At 52.7% G+C, this 20,389-nt stretch carries 12 protein-coding genes; 6 read left to right on the top strand and 6 right to left on the bottom strand.

The window, feature by feature from the left end; genetic code table 11:
* Positions 1 to 11: 11 nt before the first annotated feature.
* The gene (locus PsW64_RS21410; protein WP_063304875.1) at positions 12 to 1,259 is read right to left on the bottom strand and encodes an ABC transporter substrate-binding protein; all 1,248 of its coding nucleotides are present in this window, start codon (positions 1,257 to 1,259) and stop codon (positions 12 to 14) included.
* Positions 1,260 to 1,463: 204 nt separating this feature from the next.
* On the opposite strand from PsW64_RS21410, the gene PsW64_RS21405 reads away from it, so the two are divergent.
* The 6 genes from PsW64_RS21405 to ptsG all read left to right on the top strand — a co-directional run bounded on the left by PsW64_RS21405 (position 1,464) and on the right by ptsG (position 10,717).
* A complete protein-coding gene (locus PsW64_RS21405) occupies positions 1,464 to 2,180 on the top strand; it encodes a response regulator (protein WP_208980914.1) in 717 nt (238 codons plus the stop codon).
* A 27-nt stretch (positions 2,181 to 2,207) separates the two neighbouring features.
* Positions 2,208 to 3,620, top strand: coding sequence for a sensor histidine kinase (locus PsW64_RS21400; RefSeq protein WP_063304874.1), 1,413 nt, complete (start codon positions 2,208 to 2,210; stop codon positions 3,618 to 3,620).
* 216 nt (positions 3,621 to 3,836) lie between these two features.
* A complete protein-coding gene (locus PsW64_RS21395) occupies positions 3,837 to 4,733 on the top strand; it encodes a sugar kinase (protein WP_057464591.1) in 897 nt (298 codons plus the stop codon).
* A gap of 1 nt (position 4,734) precedes the next feature.
* Positions 4,735 to 5,775 (top strand): oxidoreductase, encoded by a 1,041-nt coding sequence (locus PsW64_RS21390; RefSeq protein WP_063287491.1) that lies wholly within the window; start codon positions 4,735 to 4,737, stop codon positions 5,773 to 5,775.
* A 579-nt stretch (positions 5,776 to 6,354) separates the two neighbouring features.
* Positions 6,355 to 8,907, top strand: a complete 2,553-nt coding sequence (gene ptsP / locus PsW64_RS21385; RefSeq protein ID WP_063287490.1) for a phosphoenolpyruvate--protein phosphotransferase — start codon at positions 6,355 to 6,357, stop codon at positions 8,905 to 8,907.
* A 100-nt stretch (positions 8,908 to 9,007) separates the two neighbouring features.
* Entirely contained in the window at positions 9,008 to 10,717 is a 1,710-nt protein-coding gene (gene ptsG, locus PsW64_RS21380; RefSeq protein WP_063304873.1) for a PTS glucose transporter subunit IIBC, read from the top strand.
* 153 nt (positions 10,718 to 10,870) lie between these two features.
* On the opposite strand, the gene PsW64_RS21375 is transcribed toward ptsG, so the two are convergent.
* The 5 genes from PsW64_RS21375 to PsW64_RS28260 form a co-directional block, all read right to left on the bottom strand.
* Entirely contained in the window at positions 10,871 to 16,051 is a 5,181-nt protein-coding gene (locus tag PsW64_RS21375; protein ID WP_063304872.1) for a hypothetical protein, read from the bottom strand.
* A gap of 355 nt (positions 16,052 to 16,406) precedes the next feature.
* A complete protein-coding gene (locus PsW64_RS21370; protein ID WP_063304871.1) occupies positions 16,407 to 17,477 on the bottom strand; it encodes a Gfo/Idh/MocA family protein in 1,071 nt (356 codons plus the stop codon).
* Between the two features lie 15 nt (positions 17,478 to 17,492).
* Positions 17,493 to 18,344 (bottom strand): sugar phosphate isomerase/epimerase family protein, encoded by an 852-nt coding sequence (locus PsW64_RS21365; protein WP_082831172.1) that lies wholly within the window; start codon positions 18,342 to 18,344, stop codon positions 17,493 to 17,495.
* 11 nt (positions 18,345 to 18,355) lie between these two features.
* Complete coding sequence (locus PsW64_RS21360; RefSeq protein WP_063304870.1) at positions 18,356 to 19,780, bottom strand: CehA/McbA family metallohydrolase; 1,425 nt, start codon at positions 19,778 to 19,780, stop codon at positions 18,356 to 18,358.
* Positions 19,773 to 20,389: TOBE domain-containing protein (locus PsW64_RS28260; protein WP_244277318.1), on the bottom strand; the 617-nt coding region annotated here is incomplete at its 5' end. The genes PsW64_RS28260 and PsW64_RS21360, both read right to left, overlap by 8 nt.

The raw sequence follows: 20,389 nt of genomic DNA, 5'->3' as shown, positions 1-20,389 counted from the left end.
CCCGAGGGAAATCAATCTGCTAGGATTACGGTCTCGGCAAGTTGATTGACAGCCTCTTGCGAAGACATATCCGTATTGAAATGCTCTGTGACCACATCCAGAAAAGCCCCACGCACGGCGCCGGACTGCACAAGCTCATGAGCGATGGAGCCAACCACGGTGTTGCGCGCTTCATTGAGAAGAAGGTCTTCGCTTGATTTCATGGCACATTCGTCAAAGCCATCAAGGCTCACGCCAAGTCTGGCGGGAATAGAGCCCTTCAGCAGATTGAAGTCCTTTTGCACCTCTTCATCCAGCAGCATGGAGGCCATCAGTTGCTGTCCAGCTTTCTGCTCAGGGTCTGAGACTTTGAACATGGCGAAGCTGTCGGAGTTGATGATGTAACCGCCTTTGGAGGGAGACGAGACACAGATGAAGTCTTCACCGTATTTGAGGCCTGCTGTCAGAAATTCGGCCTTGGCCCAGTCGCCCATAATCTGCATGGCCGCTTCACCGCGCATCACCATGGCAGTGGCAAGGTTCCACTCACGGCCCGGAGCGCCGGGGTCCACATAGGTGCTGAGCTTGCGCATCTGGTCGAACACCTTGATCATAGTCTTTGAGCGCAAAGCGTCCTGATCCAGATCCAGATAGACTTTTTTGTAAAAGTCCGCGCCGCCGATCCCCAGCAGCACCACTTCAAACAGGGTGACGTCCTGCCAGGGCTGTCCGCCATGGGCGAGCGGGATAATGCCAGCGGCCTTGATTTTGTCCGCCACCTCGTTGAACTCATCCCATGTTTGCGGAGGTGTCACGCCGACCTTATCCAGCACTTTGGGGTTGGCCCAGATCCAGTCCACACGGTGGATGTTCAAAGGCACAGCAACATATTTGCCCTGATACTGAACGGTTTCTTTTAAAAGGTCTGGAAGCAGCTCATCCCAGTTTTGCTGCTGCGCTATGGTGTTAAGCCCTTGAAGCGAGCCCACTTCGGCCCATTCCTGAATGTTCTGGCCTTTGATTTGGGCAACGGATGGCGGCACTTGGGCCAGTGCACGGGCACGCAAGACGGCTGCCATGGCGTCGCCGCCTCCACCAGCAACAGGTGCGTCATCCCACACGCCGCCGCGGGCCTCAAACGCTTGTTTGAGCGAACGGGCTGCACGTGCTTCTCCGCCTGATGTCCAGAAATGCAGAACTTCAGCGGTTGGTGCGGCTTGTGCCGTTATGCTACCGAATAAAACAGCAAGTGCGACCAAGCTGAGACGCGGGCTGCCCATTACATTCTCCCGATGGGTATTCTCAAGGACGCTTCTAGCAAACTCTTTCTTCAATTTATCGCGTATAAACACACAATCCAATGAACTTGCACGTGCAAGACAACCTGACGCATACACATTCCTCTCGCAGCGGCCAAATGTTTTGTTATACAGCACTGGGCCAGAGTGAGCTGGTTGGGACTGAAATGGGTACACCGAGGTATGATGCTCTCGAACAAAACACTGCTGATTGTTGACGATGATGAGGAAATCGCCAGCCTGACGGCAGACTTCCTGAAAGATCGTGGGTACACCGTGTTCACTGCAAACTCAGCAGAGGAAGCCATTGAGCTTCTGGACACCAACCACATTGATCTGATGGTTCTGGACATCATGTTGCCGGGAGAAAACGGGCTGACCCTGTGCCAGCGCGTGCGCCAGACCTCCAGGATGCCAATCATCATCATCTCCGCGATTACAGGTGATACGGAGCGTATTGTCGGGCTGGAGCTGGGCGCTGATGATTATCTGGAAAAGCCGTTCAATCCTCGAGAGTTACAAGCCCGTATCTTCGCCATTTTCCGCCGCACCGAAGATGTTGAAACAGCCGCCGCGCCCAAAGCGCAGCGCTTTGAGTTCGCCGGTTGGAAGCTGGATGAGGCAACCCGCCACCTGACCGCACCAGATGGTGTGCTGGTGCATTTGAGCTCTTCCGAGTTCGACGCTTTACTGACCTTTGTGAAGGCACCGCAAAAGCCGATCTCTCGCGATACACTGGGCCGCGTGCTGCGCGGCGCCAAGGTGGATTCCCATGATCGCAGCATTGATATTCTGATCAGCCGCCTGCGCAAGAAGCTGGCACAGACGGACCCGAATACGGACTTCATCACCACTGTGCGCCATCAGGGCTATCTGTTTTCTCAAAGCGTAACGCGGGTGTAGGTCCATGGCACTGAAAAGAGCGTGGCCATGTCAGGACTGATCCTGAGTCTCCTGCCCAGATCCCTTGAACGCCGTATGGTTGTGGTTCTCATCACCGCCGTGCTCTCGGTCTTCGTGGTTTTGGGGCTCACGCTCAACGCCTACAACACGCGCGAGTTAGCACTGGCGAACTCTTTTGAGGCCGGTGCGGAACTGAGCCAATACATGCGCGGCACTGCACCCGCTCCTTTTGCGGGTAAGTATCTGCAGGTTGTTGAAGCTGGCAAACCAGTGCTTTCAGGTGATGTCTCTTCTCTTCCTTTGACCTTCAATAACGATGGTCTCAAGCTCGCAGCCAAACTGGTGTTTACCGGTGCTTTGCCTCGAGCAGATTTGATCTCGGACGACCAACTCAATCCAGCCTATCAACTTGATAAGCTGGGCGCTTTTGCTCAAGCCGTCACACGGCAGGACAAGGCTGTTCAGCTCTATCTGACGCTTCCAAACCAGCAAGGCAACCGCCTGATCACATTCCCGAAGCTCTGGCAGGACCGGATGACGGAGCCAGTGCTGTTCATCATCGCCGCGCTTTGCATCACTCTGGTGTTTGTGCTGGCCCGCAGCCTCATTCACTACACCGCCGCTCCGTTCCGGTCCCTCGCAAAGTATGAACGTGCCGAGCTGAAACCGTGGGACACCGAGGAAGCCGTTGCCCTTCAGGATACGCTGGTACGAGAGCAGGAAGCCCGCGCGCAGTTGCTGGAAGAGCAAAAGCGCATGCTGGCCTCCATCAGTCATGATTTGCGCACCCCTGCCACCCGTCTACGCCTGCGGCTGGAACAGATCGAATCCACCACCCTGCGCAATCGCATGCTGCATGATGTGGAAGAGATGACCCGCCTCATCGCAGCCTCCCTTGATTTCCTCCGGTTCAACGCCTTGCTGGAAGAGCCTCAGCACCTCTCCCTCGCAGCGCTGCTGCAATCTCTTTGTGATGACTATATGGACACGGGCAACGATGTTGTCTTCGTCCCCCAGCGCCATAAGCTGACGGACCAAAGCCGCAATATTTTTGGTGGCGGCGGCGAAGTTGAGTTGGAGGTTGAGGGCCGCGCAGTCATGAGCGGCCAGCCAACCGCTTTGCGCCGTGCCTTCAGCAATCTCATTGATAATGCGCTCAAATATGGTGGTGCGGCCATTGTTGAGATGCAAAACCTTGAGAATGATCAGCTGCTTGTTTCCATCAGTGATCCCGGTCCCGGCATTCCGGACCATCTGCACGAAAAGGTGTTTGAGCCCTTCTTCCGCAATGACAGTGTAGAGCGCACCCGCTCTTCCAGTGTTGGCCTCGGCCTATCCATCGTCAAACAGATCATCAATGCCCATGGCGGCGAAATCAGCCTTGGCGAAACACCAGAAGGCAAGTTCTGTATTTTTGTGAAACTGCCGCGCGAGTTGTAGGTGCACTCACCTTCTGCGTAGTTTCCCTCATTCCATCCGCCATTTTGGGGAAAGACCCGCAAAAACAACCTGTAATGTAACAAGTTGATACATCAGGTTTGCGAGCAAGGCACTTTCATGATTTCCCTAGGACATCATTTAGAAATCCGTCGTTAAAAGCGGAAGGTACCATCGCTGCATTTGCGCAGTGTGACCCGGACTTTAATGGAGTACAGGATGAAAGCGCTATTTATTGGCCAGTCCTACATCGACGTGACCTTTTTGTCAGAGACCATGCCGGAAGGTGATGAGAAGGCAATTGCGCAGGATTACGCTGTCAGCTTTGGCGGCAACGCCGTCACCGCGGCTTTCGTCTGCGCAAAACTGGGCATCTCACCTGACCTGCTGTGCTCCATGGCAGATGACTGGCTGTCTCGCATGTTCCGCGATATGGCCGCGAAATACTCCATTCCGATCCACAGCTGCAAAGTGAAGGAAAGTTCTTTGTCCTTCATCATGCCAAAAGACGGCAAACGCGCCATCGTGCGTTGTCGCGACAATGACTTCCTGCATCCGGTTCCTGAGCTTAATCTGGCTGGCTGTCAGGCGCTGCACGTAGACGGTCACATCCCTCATGCCGCTTTGCACTACGCCAAACTTTGCCGCAAACACGGCATCCTGACATCTCTGGATGGTGGTGCCGTTCGCGAGAACACCGAGGAACTGCTCGACTACATTGATGTGGCGATCGTTTCTGAGTTGTTCTGTGAGCAGCTTGGCAAATCACCGGAAGACACACTGGAATATTTGCGTGCTAAAGGCGTGAAGGTCGGTGGTGTCACTCAGGGTGAAAAAGGTCTGCTGTGGTACGAAGACAAGTGCCCGATCAAGCGCCAAGCCGCTTTGAAGGTACCAAAAGAACGGGTCATCGACACCAACGGTGCGGGTGATACTTTCCACGGTGCCTATGTCTATGCATATCTGGCAGACCCAAAAGGCTCTTGGGAAGATCACTTCAAAACAGCGCGCGCAGCTTCTGCCCACGCCATTCAGTTCCTCGGCAACGAGGCCTCCCTGCCAACCGTTCTTGACCTCGACAACGTGCAGAAGAATTTTCCAGCGAGTGATGCGTAATATGAGTTCTGTTCAGCCTGTTAAAACGGCTCTCGTGGGCTTTGGTGTTTCCGGCCAAAGCTTCCACGCACCCCTGCTGACCTTTGTTGAAGGCATCGACCTTGCCGCCGTTGTGTCCAGCAAGCCAGACCTCGTCAAAAGCAAGTTGCCCGACTGCACGCCGTACACCTCCTTTGATGAGCTGTTGGCACAGCCGGACATTGAACTTGTCGTTCTCAGCCTGCCCAACACGCTGCATTACGATCACGCTAAAAAGGCTCTGCAAGCTGGCAAGCATGTGGTGGTTGAAAAGCCCTTCACCATCACCAGCGCAGAAGCGGAAGAGCTGATCGACATTGCAGAGCAGAAAGACCTGAAGCTCTCCGTCTATCACAACCGACGCTTCGACTGTGATTTCCTGACGGTTCAGGACCTGCTGGAAACAGGTCGCCTTGGTAAAGTGCACTCGTACCTGTGCAACTACAATCGCTATCGCCCGGACATCAAAGGCCGCTGGCGGGAGCAGGATATCCCCGGTGCGGGCATCCTGTATGATCTGGGTGCCCACGGCATCGATCAGGCGCTGAGTTTGTTTGGTACGCCAAAATCCGTTCAGGCAAAACTTCGCGTTCAGCGTAAAGAAGCGGCAGCGGTGGATCACTTCCACCTCGTACTCGGCTATGACGACTGTGATGTCATCCTGCACGGCAACTGCCTCAGCACAGAGCAAGGTCCACGCTTTCAGGTGAGCGGAGATAAAGCCACCTACATCACCTATGGCATGGACCCGCAAGAGGACATGCTGAAGGCTGGCGGCGGACCTGCGAGCCCAACCTGGGGCGTTGAAGCTGAAGACGACTGGGGCACGCTTTATGATGAGACAGGTGAAGGTACGCCGGTACCAAGCCAGAAAGGTGGATACGAACGGTTCTACGCAGGTATGCGGGACGCCGTTCGCAATGACACCGCAGTCCCAGTCTCCTCACGTGACGCGATGCAGACCATCCGGATTATTGAGGCTGCATATCTGAGCGAAAAAGAAGCCAGAACTGTCTTGCTCTGAAGATCGAATTTTGACCTGCGGCGGCTCTTTTCTGGCGCAGGTTCCTCTCCCCGCAGTTCAGCACATAAGCGCGCACCAAAACACGCTTTGAACGCAAAATTCACAAAACAACGCAAATAAAAACGCAAGGCGGAATCTGGTCCCGCGTTCCCTTCAGGCATGGACGTTTTTGAGATTTCGGGCAGCTGGAGCGTGTGCTGATCCTCATTACGGATGAAACAGCCCGGATTGGCGGCTCTGTAATGTATCAAGCTGTTGTTACAGCATTGTTGCAAATGTATGGGAGGACGCTTCCGACTGCATGTAATTGCATGATGTATATTAGTATATAATTCGAGTTAATCTTATCTATACATCAAGTCGATTAGCACTGATATCTATCAGTAAGTCATTCTCTATGTAATGAGAAATATTTCCCTTTGTAACAATTCGTAACACCCCGTAACACTAGTCTTTTTACGTATTGTTGTGCGGCCTTACGCAAATGATCCTCGCGTAAAAATCGCCTCTTGTCTCTTCAAGACTTAGCCGAAGCTTAAGAAGGCGCGCATTCACCTAATATAATCGGGAGATAAAACGGTGAAGGATCCAAAAAACAAATTTTCCATCAATTTGCCTTTGAAGGGCATTGTTCAGGCTGTCACCGACCTGCCCGATCCGGTGTTTGCCGAAAAGATGATGGGTGATGGTGTTTCCATCGACCCGACAGACAATGTTCTTTACGCCCCATTCGCTGGCAAGATAACTCAAATTCATAATTCACATCATGCAGTTACGTTGCAACAAGGTGATGTTGAACTGCTGATGCATATCGGCCTCGACACCGTCGCCCTGAAAGGCCGCGGCTTCGAATTGCACGTCGCAGAGGGAGACCAGGTCGAGCAAGGTCAACCCCTTATCACCTTTGATGCAGACCTCATCGCCCGCGAATGTGTTTCCGTTCAATCCGCTATCGTCATCACCAGCGGTCAGGAAATCACGACCCTCGCTCCTCTCGGCACCGTTCAGACAGACCTCAATCAGGTCGTCTTCACTGTTCCAAGCAGCAACGATCCTCAAGGCACCACTGCTCTGGCGCAGGAAACTGCCACTGAGCCAACTGGTCCTGCCATCATCGGCTCCATCAAGATCCCCAACGCCACCGGCCTCCACGCCCGTCCAGCCGCCCGTTTGGCTGTTGAAGTGCGCAAGGCAAATGCGAAAGTCACCTTTACCGTCAACGGCAAGACCTGCAGCGGCTCTTCTGTCACCGGCATTATGTCATTGAAAACAAAGCTGGCTGACGAGCTGGAGATCGAAGCAGTCGGACCAGACGCACAGCAAGTTGTGGCAGATGTTATCGCTGCTGTGAAAGCTGGTCTTGGCGAAGAAATCACCAGCTTCTCCGAGGCTCCGCAGGAAGACGTGATCGAGGAAGCACCTCTGCTTCAGGTCAAGTCCGGCGAAGATGGCGTTCTCATCGGCTTCACCGCCTCTCCGGGCCGCGCTATCGGCAAATTGGTCAAACACAACAAGGCTCTACCGGAAGTCACTCGCGAAAGCATTGGCCCTGCTGAAGAGCGTGCCGCGTTCAAAGCCTCCGTCAAATCCTCCATCGCAGACCTGCAAAGCATCATCGACCGCCTGAACAACAACAGTCAGGAAGAGCTGGCCGAGGTCTTCAACGCCCACATCGAGCTGCTCTCCGATCCGGAACTCTCCGAAAAGCCACTGGCAGATATCGCCAAGGGCCAAGGCGCAGCCTGGAGCTGGAAGCTGGCTTACGAAGCCCAGGCTGAAACCCTAGCCAAAATGGACGACCCGCTGCTCGCTGGCCGCGCCGTTGACGTCCGCGACATCGGCCTGCGCGTTTTGAAGAAACTGCTTGGCGTTGATGACGGTGGTGAAATTTTAGAGGAAGGCACCATCCTTCTTCAGGAAGACGTTACACCTTCCGAGATCGTTGCTCTGGACCTCACCAAGATCGTCGGTCTGTGTACCACCCATGGCGGGTCTTCTTCTCACGCGGCCATCATCGCCCGCTCTAACGACTTGCCTTACCTCGTCAATGTCGAAGACGCCATGAAGGACCTGGAAGACGGCACTGTCCTTCTTCTGGATGCAAAGCGCGGTAAAATCAAAGTTTCTCCGACTGACGCCGAGCAAGCTGCCTTCACCAAGAAGATCGAAAACGCAGCTAAACAAGCCGAAGAATACCAGCGCGATGCGCATAAACCAGCCATCACCAAAGACGGTTTTCGGGTGGAAATTGCAGCCAACATCGGCAGCGTAGAAGATGCTGAAAAGGCTGTTGCAGCTGGTGCTGAAGCTGTTGGTCTGCTGCGGTCCGAGTTCCTCTACATGGAGCGCCTCAACGAGCCGACAGAAGAAGAACAGGCCGAAAAAGTTGGCGCAATTCTTGAGGTTATGGGCAAGGAACGCCCTGTTATCATCCGCACTCTGGACGTGGGCGGCGACAAGCCTTTGCCATACATGCCTATGCCGCATGAAGAAAACCCGTTCCTCGGTGTTCGCGGTGTGCGTATAGGCATCGAGCGTCCAAGCATCCTGCGCCGACAGGTCCGCGCCATTCTTTCTCAGGCACACAAGGGTCATGCACGCATCATGTACCCAATGATCAGTGCATTGGACGAGCTGCGTGCTGTCAACACGCTGGTGCGTGAAGAGCAGAAGAACCTTGGTGTTGAGCACGTTGAAGTCGGCATCATGATCGAGGTGCCGTCTGCCGCCCTCATGGCTGACAAGCTGGCACAGGAAGTGGACTTCTTCTCCATCGGCACCAACGACCTCACCCAGTACGTCATGGCCATCGACCGTGGCCATCCGGGCCTCGCATCCCGTGCGGATGCGCTGCACCCAGCCGTTCTGCGCATGATCGAACTCACCGTTCGCGCCGCAGAAGATGCAGGCAAATGGGTTGGCGTCTGCGGTGGTCTTGCCAGTCAGATTGAAGCCGTCCCGATCTTGATCGGCCTCGGCATCAAAGAACTTTCCGTCAGCGTACCTGCTTTGCCGGAAGTGAAACACACAGTTCGCACTGTATCCATGGAGGAGTCCCGCAAGCTCGCGCAAGCAGCTTTGGACTGCGCGGATACCAGTGACGTGAAAGATCTCCTCAAATCACAGCAGTGATGCAGGAGTAAATGTGGGAGTTGGTGTTCCAGTCGGGAATACCTAACAAAATCAGGGGGCATGGCGTGCTCGCACACCATGCAACTCTGGGGGAAAAACAATGAGTACATTCTCAAACGCATTTGGAGCCTTACAGAAGGTTGGTAAGTCCCTGATGCTGCCAGTGTCGGTTCTTCCAGCTGCTGGTATCCTTCTCGGCGTCGGCGCAGCTGACCTGCCGTTCATTCCGGAATTCATCAACCACCTGATGGCTCAGGCTGGTGGCTCGATTTTCGGTAACCTGCCAATCATCTTCGCAGTTGCCGTTGCACTCGGCTTCGCCAAAAACGACGGTGTTGCCGGCCTTGCAGCCGTGGTTGGTTACGGTGTTCTTCTTGCAACAATGGGCGTTGTTGCTGAGACACTTGCGATCGAAACCAAGCCGATCCTCGGGATCACCTCCATTGATACAGGCGTGTTCGGCGGCATCCTCGTGGGCGCGCTGGCTGCGTTCATGTTCAACAAGTTCTACCGCATCAAGTTACCGGATTATCTCGGTTTCTTCGCAGGTAAGCGCTTTGTGCCGATCATCACCGCGTTTGCCTGTATTTTCCTCGGTGTTATCCTGTCATTCGTATGGCCTCCAATCGGTGGTGCCATCAACGCGTTCTCCCGTTGGGCAGCGGAAGAAAACCCGGAAGTTGCGTTCTTCATCTACGGTGTGATCGAGCGTGCGTTGATCCCATTCGGCCTGCACCACATCTGGAACGTTCCATTCTTCTTTGAAGCTGGCTCCTACATTGATCCGGCAACAGGTCAGGCCGTGACCGGCGAAATCCAGCGTTACCTTGCTGGTGACCCAACTGCTGGTAACATGGCTGGTGGCTACCTCTTCAAAATGTGGGGTCTGCCTGCTGCTGCTCTGGCAATCTGGCACTGCGCGAAGCCTGAAAACCGCACCATGGTTGGCGGTATCATGATCTCAGCTGCGCTGACCTCCTTCCTGACCGGTATCACCGAACCAATCGAATTTGCGTTCCTCTTCGTTGCGCCAGTTCTTTACATCGCACACGCCATTCTGGCAGGTGTTGGCTACTCCCTGATGATCATGCTCGGCATCAAGCACGGCATGACCTTCTCACATGGTTTCATCGATTACGTTCTGCTTTACCCACTCTCCTCCAACGGCTGGATGCTGGTCGTGTTCGGTCTGGGTTACGCAGCTCTGTACTACGCTGTATTCCGTGTTCTCATTGTAGCCCTGAACCTGAAAACTCCAGGCCGCGAAGCTGCAACTGAAGCCTCCGCAGCTGTTGCCAGCGGCGATGAAGATGCAATGTCCGCAGCGCTTGTGAAAGCCTTCGGCGGCGCAGACAACATCACCAATCTGGATGCATGTATCACCCGTCTGCGTGTCAGCACCGCTGATGTCTCCAAGGTTGATGATGCTGCGTTGAAAGCCCTCGGTGCTCGAGGTGTGATCCGCGTTGGTAATGGTGCTCAGGCCATTTTCGGAACGGCTTCGGAGAACCTGAAGACCGATATGGAGATCTACCTGCAAGGCGGCGGTGCCTCTGCACAACCTGCTGCCGAGCGAAGCCTTGATGCAGCAGCCATCTTTGGTCAGCTTGGCGGCAAGGATAACGTGGTAGCTGTTGAAGCTGTTGCAAATACCCGCGTACGCGTGGAACTGCGCGATATCGCTGGCGTATCCATGCCAGAGCTGTCACAGGCTGGCATTCAGGTCATGAAAGCGGGAGACAAAGCGCTCCACCTCATCGTTGGCGACAAGTACACCAAACTCGCCAAGGATCTCTCTGCTCAGATTTAACTGACAGAGACATAAGGTGCCTTTGAAGGTTTACCCTCCTCCCGAACCTTCAGGGGCACCCACCACCAAAAGCAGCACTCCCCGCCCGGCGAGTGCTGCTTTTTTGTCCACCTTTCCCAATACAATGCTGACAACTAACAACGGCGCCTACTTTTACTTCTTGCGCTTCAGCAGATTCTTCAGTTTTGCGCGTCTGCTGGTGTGGCTGTTCAGGATTTTTTCCAGGTTGCCGACTTTTTCGCGCAGGGTGTCCATTTCGTATTTGACTTTGCGGATGTTTTTGTCGTTGAGCAAGCGTGCAACCTGATAATCAGATGCGCTCGCTTCGTTGCGGACCTTATCAAACTCAGCCTGAGCCTTCGCGTCGCTAATCGTGTTGCGTTTCAGATTGAGCAGGATGAGTTTTTGGTCAATTTCTTTGATCTCTTTTTCATAGCCCGGCACAAGTTGCGAGGTTGCGAGACCTACGCGGTGCGCATCATGTAGAGTGTCCAAGACAACCTTGAGGTATTCGATGCTTTCATCGCCATCGTCTAATCTGGCCTTCGTGAGGTGATCTTTTGCGGCGGCGGCGTGCTCTTCGGCTTTCTGGAGGATCATCCCGTAATACTCTGCTTCAGATGCATCCAGCAGGTCTTTAACATTTGCCTTGGCTGTTTCCAGAAGCTGGTCAGTGGACGCGATTGCCTCTTGAAGGTTGGCTTTTTGCTCTTCATCATCGGCTGGGCCGAAGCTGTCCTCACGTTCCAACTCCAGCTCTTCTGATGGCTTGAGTGTTTCTTCAGGTTGATCCTCTGATTTAGATTGCACCGAACCAGACCTGCGCTTAGGACCTTTCGTTCCCTGTTTGTCGAGAAGTTCCTCCATTTTATCAAGGTAGTATTGGAGTGTATTTAACGCTGCCTGAGCACGTCTGATCTCGCCTTTGAGGAGAAAGTCTTTTGCTTCAAAGGCCGTTCGGATACCGATGGTGTGATACTTACCGTAGTTTACTGCGTCGTCGGCATTCTGGATCGTGCTGCTCAGCTTATTGAGATCGTCCAGATCCGTTGTTACATCTTCAACTTCCTGTTCCAGCTCAGGAATTTTGTCTGCAATGGCTACACCGGAATCGTGCCTTGATTGCAGAGCTTCATTAACAACGCGCAGGGCAAATAGTTCAAACTCGGCTGTTTCGAAGTTTTCCTGCTCCATCAGCTTTTGTGCCTCTGCTGCATGTTCAGCACCACGCACCTGCATTGCTTCAAAGACTTCCCGGTCCATGCCATCCTGAATGTCTTTCTTCAGAGCCTCGAACTCGGCAAGTTTTTGCTGGCTCTCCTTTATCGTGGCAGCGAGCTTTTCTGGATCTTTCGCAAGTGGCACTGCCTCCTGGAGCAGTTCAAGCATGCGATCTTCCTGGCTGAGTATGTATTCACTTTCCTTGTCAGGACCGAAGCGGTCTCCTTTTTTAATCAAGGCAATGCCTCGATCTATCGCCTGGAGAGCTGAGCGTTCAGCATCATCAAAAGCCGTTGTAAGATGTTTGATTTTTTCGAGTTCTGGTCGACGTTTTACAACGTCTGCAATGCGTTGCCGATAGACTTCAAAGCCTTCTATGAAACTCGCCTTTGCCTCTTCAAATAGGCTCGCATAACGCTGTTTCTCGGCTTCAACCACCTTCACGGCATCGGTAAGCTGATGATTGAGATCTAATCCGTCCAGATAATTTTTTCTCTGAATGGCTTCCCTCAATTGCTCAACCAACCCTTTGGCTTTATTGTAGTTTGTTTCGAAATCGGTAAAATCCAACCCCCAATCTGCATATTGATCAAGGCTCACATTTACGTTGTCGATAATCTTTTCGAAACCTTCGGCCCGTTGACTCAATCCTCTCATCTGAGACTCTGTGAAGTTCTCACTGAGCTTGCGGAAATTGTCCATCGCGTTGAAGGCATCCAGTGCCTCTTGTAACCCGGATTCCATGCCCGCAATGATGGCTTTACGGTCTCCGTCCTCTTGTGAGTTATTTAAGTCAGTTGCAGCAGTAAGATTCAATCGTACCTTATCAAATTCCTCAATGAAAGTCCCTTCAAAATAGGTGTCACGACAGGACGGCCACCATTCATCGTATGAAGCTATTACAATGTCTTGTAGTTTGCTAACATCAGAATAAATGTTGTCTTTTTTAATTCTGAAGGCAGTGATGTCGGCATCGTACTGGGCTTGTGCGTCGAGTTCTGCTCTCACAGCTGCAACACCTGCGTCACCGAGAGCATCGAGCATGACGTCCATAGCTTTCTCGATTTCTGAAAACTGCAGTACTGCGGCCTTTCCCTCTCCAGATTTTGCCAGTTCATGAGCTTTATCCAGACCAGCTCTCGCAGTGGCATCTGCATTTTCAAAAACTTTCAAAATCTCTGGAAATTTTGCAACCGTGTCTACAAGTTCGGACAGCTTAATGTAGTCAGTCAGCAAGTCAGAAAATGACGTGAAGACCTTAAGTTCTTCGTCTAGTGCTGCTTTTTCCGCTGCCTCACTCGCCTGTCTCATGCTCTGCCGGTGTGTTTCAGCCAGATCCAAAGCATCCCGAGATGCTGCAACATCTTGTTGTTCTACGGATATTTTGAGTTCCGCAATGTTGTCCATTGCTATCAGATAGGCATCATCTAATGCGGACAGATCAATCGCCCAGCCACCCAAGTTTTCACGCACTTTGTAAATATCTTCGAATGCGGCAAGATAGTATTTGGCCCCTTCAGAGATGCCGTTGAGCTGCGACATCACGATTTGCTTACTGACATCAAACGCATTTTCCATGTCGCGATAGGCTTTTTTGGCCTCTGTGATTGGCTCTCGTATGCTCGTGATGAATAGATCCTGATTGACTTTCATCCGTGGGCCAGGTGTCATCATTTGGTCAGCGCCTGTGAGCCAATCCATCGCTTCATCGATTGAGGCGTTTGCCAGTTGGAATGAGTTCTGGAACCGTTGGAGGTAGTCTCCTTCACAGAAACGTTCCCAAACTTTATTCCCCTCTTTGACAGCGTTTTTCAGTTGTTCGACCTCAACGCGAAGCTGCTTTAACTCTCTGACGAATAGTGCAATTTCTTCCTGCTCTTCTTTTTCCGCCAGTTGCTCTACAGTTAGAGCTTCCTCTTCCGCTTCAGATGTTTCCGTACCTGCCTGATAGCTTTCCGGTTGCTTTGGTTTTGGCGGATTGGCGACAAAAGCGTCCAGATTGACCATAGATTGCTTCAGGTCTGCCAGCGCGCCTCTGGCGTCTGTGATGCGGCCTTGGCTGATGTAGTCGAAGGCTTCTTTGGCGTAGCCTTGGGCGATCATCCTGAAACTGAGAAATTCCCCACGAAGTTCATCATTTACAATGCCATTCGCAACGTTTTCATAGGCTTGGATTCTTCCCCAGGCCTCTTGCACCTCAAGCTTCAGGCCTGCAACTTTGGCTGCGGTTTTTGCGCCGCGTTCCAAGGCGATTTCGAGGCCGCTGAGAGCAATCTGGGTGTTATCGATTGCATCGTCGGCGTCTTCGTATTTCTTACGTTTGAAGAGATTTTCCGCCTGATCAGAGTACTCGACAGCTCTATCGTATAGATTATCGAAAATTGCCTCTTCTTCTTTGTCTTTGAAGACATCGCTACGATCATTGAACTCGGCAATATTTTCTCGCAGTCTGTCCAATGTCTGCATGAAGAGCTCGGTATTTTCCTCCTGAGTGGCGGCTGTTCTGATCCCCTGGAAGTACTGCAATTTGTCGACATGGTTTTGCAGGTTTGTAATGGAGGTCTGAGCGTTGGCAGTGACCTGATTGGCCTCGCTCAGGTTTTCATTTTTCACCGCTGTTTCTGCTCGATTAAGGTTGAACTCAACTTCGCCCGCAATAGTATCGAACCTTTTGAGGTAAATGACTTTTCTCTCCTCTACCTCTGCAAATTTCACAAATTCAGAGCGACGGGAGAGCAAAATATCGGCTTGTTTTTGCAGTAGAGCGATCTGTTCCTGTGCAATCTCAAGAGCCGATTGTGCCTCCACGGCAATCTCGTGCATCTCTGTGAGGTCAAGCTTGACCTTTTCAAGCTTATCTTCTGCGGACAGCACTTCACCTTTCAATAGGTCAGATTGCGCCTCTGCAATGGCGCTACGTGCCGACTTATCCGCCTTCCTGAAGACGGGCAGAAGTCCGTTGTACTCGCTCACCAACCCTTCCTGAGAGGCCAGCTCATCCGCCTTCTTTGTCAGCTCAATCGCATCACCAGCAAGCAGTTTCACTTCGTTCTCGTCATCATCGTCCTCTTCAGGTGTCCCTTCAGAAGACGCAATGCTTTGCAACATAACTTGCTGCATTTCGATGAAGCCGTTTTCAGCGCTCTCAGCCGCTTTTTCGGCCTCAATGCCGTTGCCTGCAGCGACCAGAGACGTTGCTTGCTTGCAGTTAGTTACGACCGCCTCATGAAGCTTCTCAAATTCTTCCAGGTCTTTGGGATTGTGCTCAATTTCGGATTTACGTGTACTCAGATCAGCAGCTGCGGTTTCGGTTGATTGAACTCGGTTCTCGATATCTTTTTTCGCGTTTGCAGCGTGTTTTTGCGTTTTCTTCAGCAGGTCTTTCAACACCGCAAGATTGATAGATGCGGCTTGTAGACTTTGCTTGGCAACAGAGATGCTGTTGCTGTTCAATGCCGTGTTCAGATCCCTAATATTTTCAGCGGCCTGCTCGTAAGCCCCGTCAAAGCGAGACAGATCAATGTTCCAGGTTTCAATACTGGCGCGTTGCTTATGGACATCATCCAGTTTCTTCTTGGCTTCAGCTGCTATCCCCCTCATGCTATCGAGCGTGATGTCCTGGCCTTCCTTGAAGTTGGACTGCATCACGCGGAGATATTCTTCTCCACGGTCCATGAAGGCCTGCAGTTTACCAAGGTCAACAAAGCCTTTTTTGTCTGGCTTGTTCATGATGTCATTGGCTTGCTTTACATTGGCTTCAGCCAACTGCTTGGCATCTTCAAACACCCTTTGAGTGACGTCTTCAATGAAGATATCGGTTCGCTTTCCAGCTATATGTACTGCTTTAGCAAGAGACCTTAAGTTCCTGCTTACTTTAGATAATTCCTTTTGATGAATACGCTTGTGTTCTGCCAGATCCAGAACAGCCTGCTGTTCTTCGGCTTTGTCTTGCGGGGGTTGCTCTGCCTGAGAAACAGAGACTGTTTCGCCACCTTGCCTATTTTCGCTGTTCGGCACCTGATCATCATCAGGTAGCTCAAACCTAACCTTCATCGTCTTTAAGACTGCATGCGCCCAGTTTTCGTGCTCTGGAGGGAGGTTATTCTCAGGCATTTGGAAACTCCGAAGTTCTGGAAACTGCTGTTTCACACTTTAATCGCGCTGCGCATAATTATGCGTTGTCGCTCTTCGGATATGGAAAAAATCGAGTCTTTCGCTGAAAATTGCGTTGCCGATACTTGGTTAAGTTAAGGTAAGTTTAGATCCAGTCTGGATTTGTATTTGAGGCAAGATTTAAATACACAAAATGCGATGGTTATTACGCAATGCACACAACGGAAATTGGCCTTGCGTTGGTTTGCGTTTGCTTGCGTTGAAATGTGAGCGTAACGGTTTGAAAGCTCACAGGCATTCTTGAGAAAGAGATTCAGAAATGCCTGTTAATGCATTGATTTAACTAATATAACCTTCAGCTTACATCTGTAAACTTTGCTCCAACATCAGCAAACAAGGCTAAGTCGTTTGCTGCGTCGGTTAGCGTTGTTTCGTAAAACTCTCCATCCACTATAGCTTTATAGAAGGCGTCCAACTCAATCCGGAACGGGTCTTCATAGGACGGACCAATCACCTCTTTGGTGGTCTGCTCATCGGTTGAACGAGTGATACTAAGTTGTGTCGGTAGATTACGAATGTACGGCGTATCATAGGTCACATGGTACCGCTCCGTCTGGGTCAAAACTTCGATGCCTGCATCGAATTCAGCAATGTCAGAGATGACAGCTTCGTACAGCGCGGTGAAGTGACCATAATCAAACAGGACCATCACTGTTTCCCCACCATGCTGTTTGGCGTAGCTCACCGCCTTGGGCATGCCGAGCAGATCACGCATGGCGGAGAAACTGTGTGAGGACAGCCCCGTCAGGACCTGATAGGCGCGCAACTGATCTTCGCTGGCGTTCTCCCCCATGATCTCACGGAGCATGGCTGTGGTGCGCTGCTGGCCCTTTTTGATGATCTCCTGCGGGACATCACTACCGCGGACAACGGGGCGGGTCTGGCGGGTGAAGTATGGCGCTTCGCGGATGATATCGCGGATGCGGACATGGCGGATGTTTGCCAGATCCGGCATGCGGTCCTTCAGAGCGAGGAAGCTGCGGGAATATCTGCGCATGTAGCCGACAAACACCACGCTGTTGCTGCTTTTTTGCTCTTCCAGCAATGGCGGGATCTGGTGTTTGTTGAGGCAGACCGGCTTTTCGATGAAGACATGCCTGCCAGCTTTCATCGCCTCTGACAGGAGATCTGCGTGCAAGTGATCCGGTGTCAGAATGAAGATTGCATCCAGCGAGCGGTCCGCAATCAGGTCTGAGGCTGCAGCATACCGCTTTGCAACACCGTAGCGGTCGCCGATGTACTCCATAAGTTCGTTAGAGACATCGCTGATGGCCGAGATGGTAAAGCGGGCATCATCTGCAAGAAGTGGCAGGTGCATCAACTGAGCGACTTCGCCCAAGCCGATAATTCCGACGGACAGTGACATTGTTCTTCCTCAGACTTAAGCGAGTTTTGCAATAAAGGAGAAGTTGCGGCGGGCGAGTTCCAGCGGTGTTTCACTTGCGTTTTCAGCAATATCCTGCTCAACAACAACCGGTCCCCGGAAGTCCCTTGCCCGCAGGACATCCATAACCGCCGCAATATCAACGGCTCCATCTGCAAGTGGGCACATGACACCTGCAGCCAGAGACGCAGGAACGCTGAGTTCGCCAGACAGAACGCGCGTGCGCACGGCTGGATCAACGTTTTTCAGATGCATGTAGTCAATGCGGTCCCATTTGCGCTGCATATACGCGAGTGGATCCTGCCCCCAAAACGCATGATGGCCTGTATCAAGGCACAGGTTGAGCGGTGTGTTCTGCAGGAGGTCATCAATCTGCGCTTCCAGTTCAACGCATGTGCCGATGTGAGGGTGAAAATTCAGCGCAACACCGTAGGTCTCCGCAAGCATTGCATGTGCCTTTGTGAGGTCCTCATACATGTGATTGCGTGCAGCCGGTGTTATCACACCGAGCTGGTTTGATGGGTAGACGTTGCTTTCATCCATCACCACCAGATGCTTAGCGCCAAGCGATGACAGGAGCTTACCTTGTGCTTGCATGTCTTCATGAAACCGGGCGCTGGTTTCCGGCTGGGAGAACGTGTGCACGTGGGTTGCGCCGATCAGGGTGAGATCGTGCCTTATCAGCATGGCTTTGAGCGCCTCTGTGTCCCTTGGCAGGTAGCCGAGAGGGCCAAGCTCAGTCCCCTTGTAGCCTGCGCTTGCGACCTCTGCCAGATACTCCTCTGGCGTGTATGCGTTGCCTGTTGGATAACAGACGCCCCATGAACACGGTGCATTCCCAATCAACATGCCGTGCTGTCCTATTCCGTTGTTATGTATATTGGATTGGAAAGAGCCCGGATGATGGGCTGTTCCAGTATGTCTTCTTCAGTGAGCCCCAAAGGAAGCTTTTTGCCTTTAAATGCCCCCAGGAATTCTGCAAGCAGCTCTGTGTGGTTTTCGCGCGCAACGATCTCGGTTCGCAGGAATCCTGTGACTGGCTGATTGAAGGAAATCTGCTGTTCATCATTGATGAGAACATCTTCTTTCCGCAAGCCTGTTGCATCCACCCAGCGCAACACATCCCCTTTGGCGCCTTTGACGTGGACGGAGAAACTGTGGGTACTGGCCGGTAGTTTATCCCCCATTCGCGCCAAGCCGGAGGTGAGCGACAGGTGCGGACCGTCTGGCCCTTCGGTCACATATCCAAGCCCAGCTTTCATAGCGCTCAGCACCGCTTGCTCGCTGAGTTCATCCAGCCAGAGCACTGTTGTCGGGCGGGCGAGCACGAGCGGCCCTTCTGGTAAGAGCCGGTCAGGCTGATGGTAGTCGCTGCCGCCAATCAGGGAAATCTGATGTCCATCGCTCAGGCGCTTCTGATAGCGTGCCAGTGACACCCAATTATACATGAGCCATGCAGATTGCCAGACTTCCATGCAGTCGGTCTCTGGCAGCTCGTAGGTCCAGTCAATCGGCGGTTTGTCGTGATTTATAGAGAACAGACCACCGCGGTCGTGAGCCGCTTTGGCGACGATGTGGGCGTGGTCTGGCTTGGTCATGCGGAAGTCGAGCCAGTCATCAATGCCGAAGACATTGGCGTGGCCGACTGCGGTTGTGACTTCCATGCCTCGTACGAAGACCAGATCCTGTGAAGAATGCGGGTGGAAATATCTGCGCTGGGTGGTGGTGTTGTGGTCCGCAATTGCCAGAAAATCCAGCCCTGCCTGTTTTGCAGCGGCGTGGAGTAACTCCGGTGCACCGCGCGCATCGGAGTGGAAGGTGTGGCAGTGCAGATCTCCCTTGTACCACCCTGCTCCGTGACGCACCGGATTGGGTGTGACGGGCTGTGGCGCAAGCTTTCTGGGTGCCCGATCGAAGCAGATGGTGAGGTCAACATCTGCGCCGTTTTCCGGCACTTTATAAAGGCCCAGGATGATCTGCCATGTGCCCGGTTCAATCTGGCCGTGCACGTAGCCTGGAGTGGCGTCATCCAGTGCGATGAAGAAGCTGTCGCGGGCGCCCCCGCTCCAGCCACGAAACCCCGAGATTGCCGGAAACGGCGTAATCTCGGGATCAAGGCATCCAAGATCGATGATACAATCCTTAGCCTTGGGGTAATTCAGCGACACGTCGAAACGTGTCGTTCCTTCCGGCACCTCAAATTCCAGATAGAAGTACGGATCTTTGAGCTGATCTGCCTTCGTGATGTGGTGCTGCAATTTGAGGTGATCCAGAGTGTCACTCATTGTCCAGTGCCAATCTGTTTCCGTCTGCATCAAACAGGGAGATGTGCTGGCTGGAGAAGCCGAGAGCCACATCCTCTGACAGGATGATGTCGTCATCCGTGAAAATGCGGGCTGTAAAGCGGGCAGCATCCGGGCGCTCAATGGTGACAAGCTTTTCCGCGCCCATGTTTTCATTGGCGAACAGCTTGCCACGCACCACGTTTTCAGCTTCTGCTGTTGCACGCAGGTGCTCTGGACGGACACCCAATGTGATGTTGGGATTGTTGGCAACAGCTTCTGCAAAGGAGCGCTGCATCGGGATGTCTGCAACATCCAGACCGTCAGCTTTGACCTTCAGCCTGTTGTCTTCCACCATTGCTTCCACTGGCAGCAGGTTCATGGGCGGGTTGCCGACAAAGTTTGCCACGAAGGTGGTGGCAGGTTTACGGTAGATTTCCATTGGGGTTGCGAACTGCACAATCCGGCCCTGATCCATAACCGCAACGCGGGTGGCGAGTGCCATGGCTTCGGCCTGATCGTGTGTGACGTAAACCGAGGTCATGCCCATGCTGTGTTGCAGATGATGCAGAAAGCCGCGTGCTTCCAGACGCAGTTTTGCATCAAGGTTGG

The organism is Pseudovibrio sp. W64 (genome assembly GCF_001623145.1).
In the GTDB taxonomy this organism is placed as follows: Bacteria; Pseudomonadota; Alphaproteobacteria; order Rhizobiales; family Stappiaceae; genus Pseudovibrio.
Note: the sequence above shows the minus strand (reverse complement) of the source record. Positions and strands in the feature narration are given on the sequence as shown.

Excerpts from the sequence above, each read along its gene's own strand:
- PsW64_RS21410 (WP_063304875.1), bottom strand. The coding sequence starts at position 1,259 with ATGGGCAGCCCGCGTCTCAGCTTGGTCGCACTTGCTGTTTTATTCGGT.
- PsW64_RS21405 (WP_208980914.1), top strand. The coding sequence starts at position 1,464 with ATGCTCTCGAACAAAACACTGCTGATTGTTGACGATGATGAGGAAATC.
- PsW64_RS21400 (WP_063304874.1), top strand. The coding sequence starts at position 2,208 with ATGTCAGGACTGATCCTGAGTCTCCTGCCCAGATCCCTTGAACGCCGT.
- PsW64_RS21395 (WP_057464591.1), top strand. The coding sequence starts at position 3,837 with ATGAAAGCGCTATTTATTGGCCAGTCCTACATCGACGTGACCTTTTTG.
- PsW64_RS21390 (WP_063287491.1), top strand. The coding sequence starts at position 4,735 with ATGAGTTCTGTTCAGCCTGTTAAAACGGCTCTCGTGGGCTTTGGTGTT.
- ptsG (WP_063304873.1), top strand. The coding sequence starts at position 9,008 with ATGAGTACATTCTCAAACGCATTTGGAGCCTTACAGAAGGTTGGTAAG.
- PsW64_RS21375 (WP_063304872.1), bottom strand. The coding sequence starts at position 16,051 with ATGCCTGAGAATAACCTCCCTCCAGAGCACGAAAACTGGGCGCATGCA.
- PsW64_RS21370 (WP_063304871.1), bottom strand. The coding sequence starts at position 17,477 with ATGTCACTGTCCGTCGGAATTATCGGCTTGGGCGAAGTCGCTCAGTTG.
- PsW64_RS21365 (WP_082831172.1), bottom strand. The coding sequence starts at position 18,344 with ATGTTGATTGGGAATGCACCGTGTTCATGGGGCGTCTGTTATCCAACA.
- PsW64_RS21360 (WP_063304870.1), bottom strand. The coding sequence starts at position 19,780 with ATGAGTGACACTCTGGATCACCTCAAATTGCAGCACCACATCACGAAG.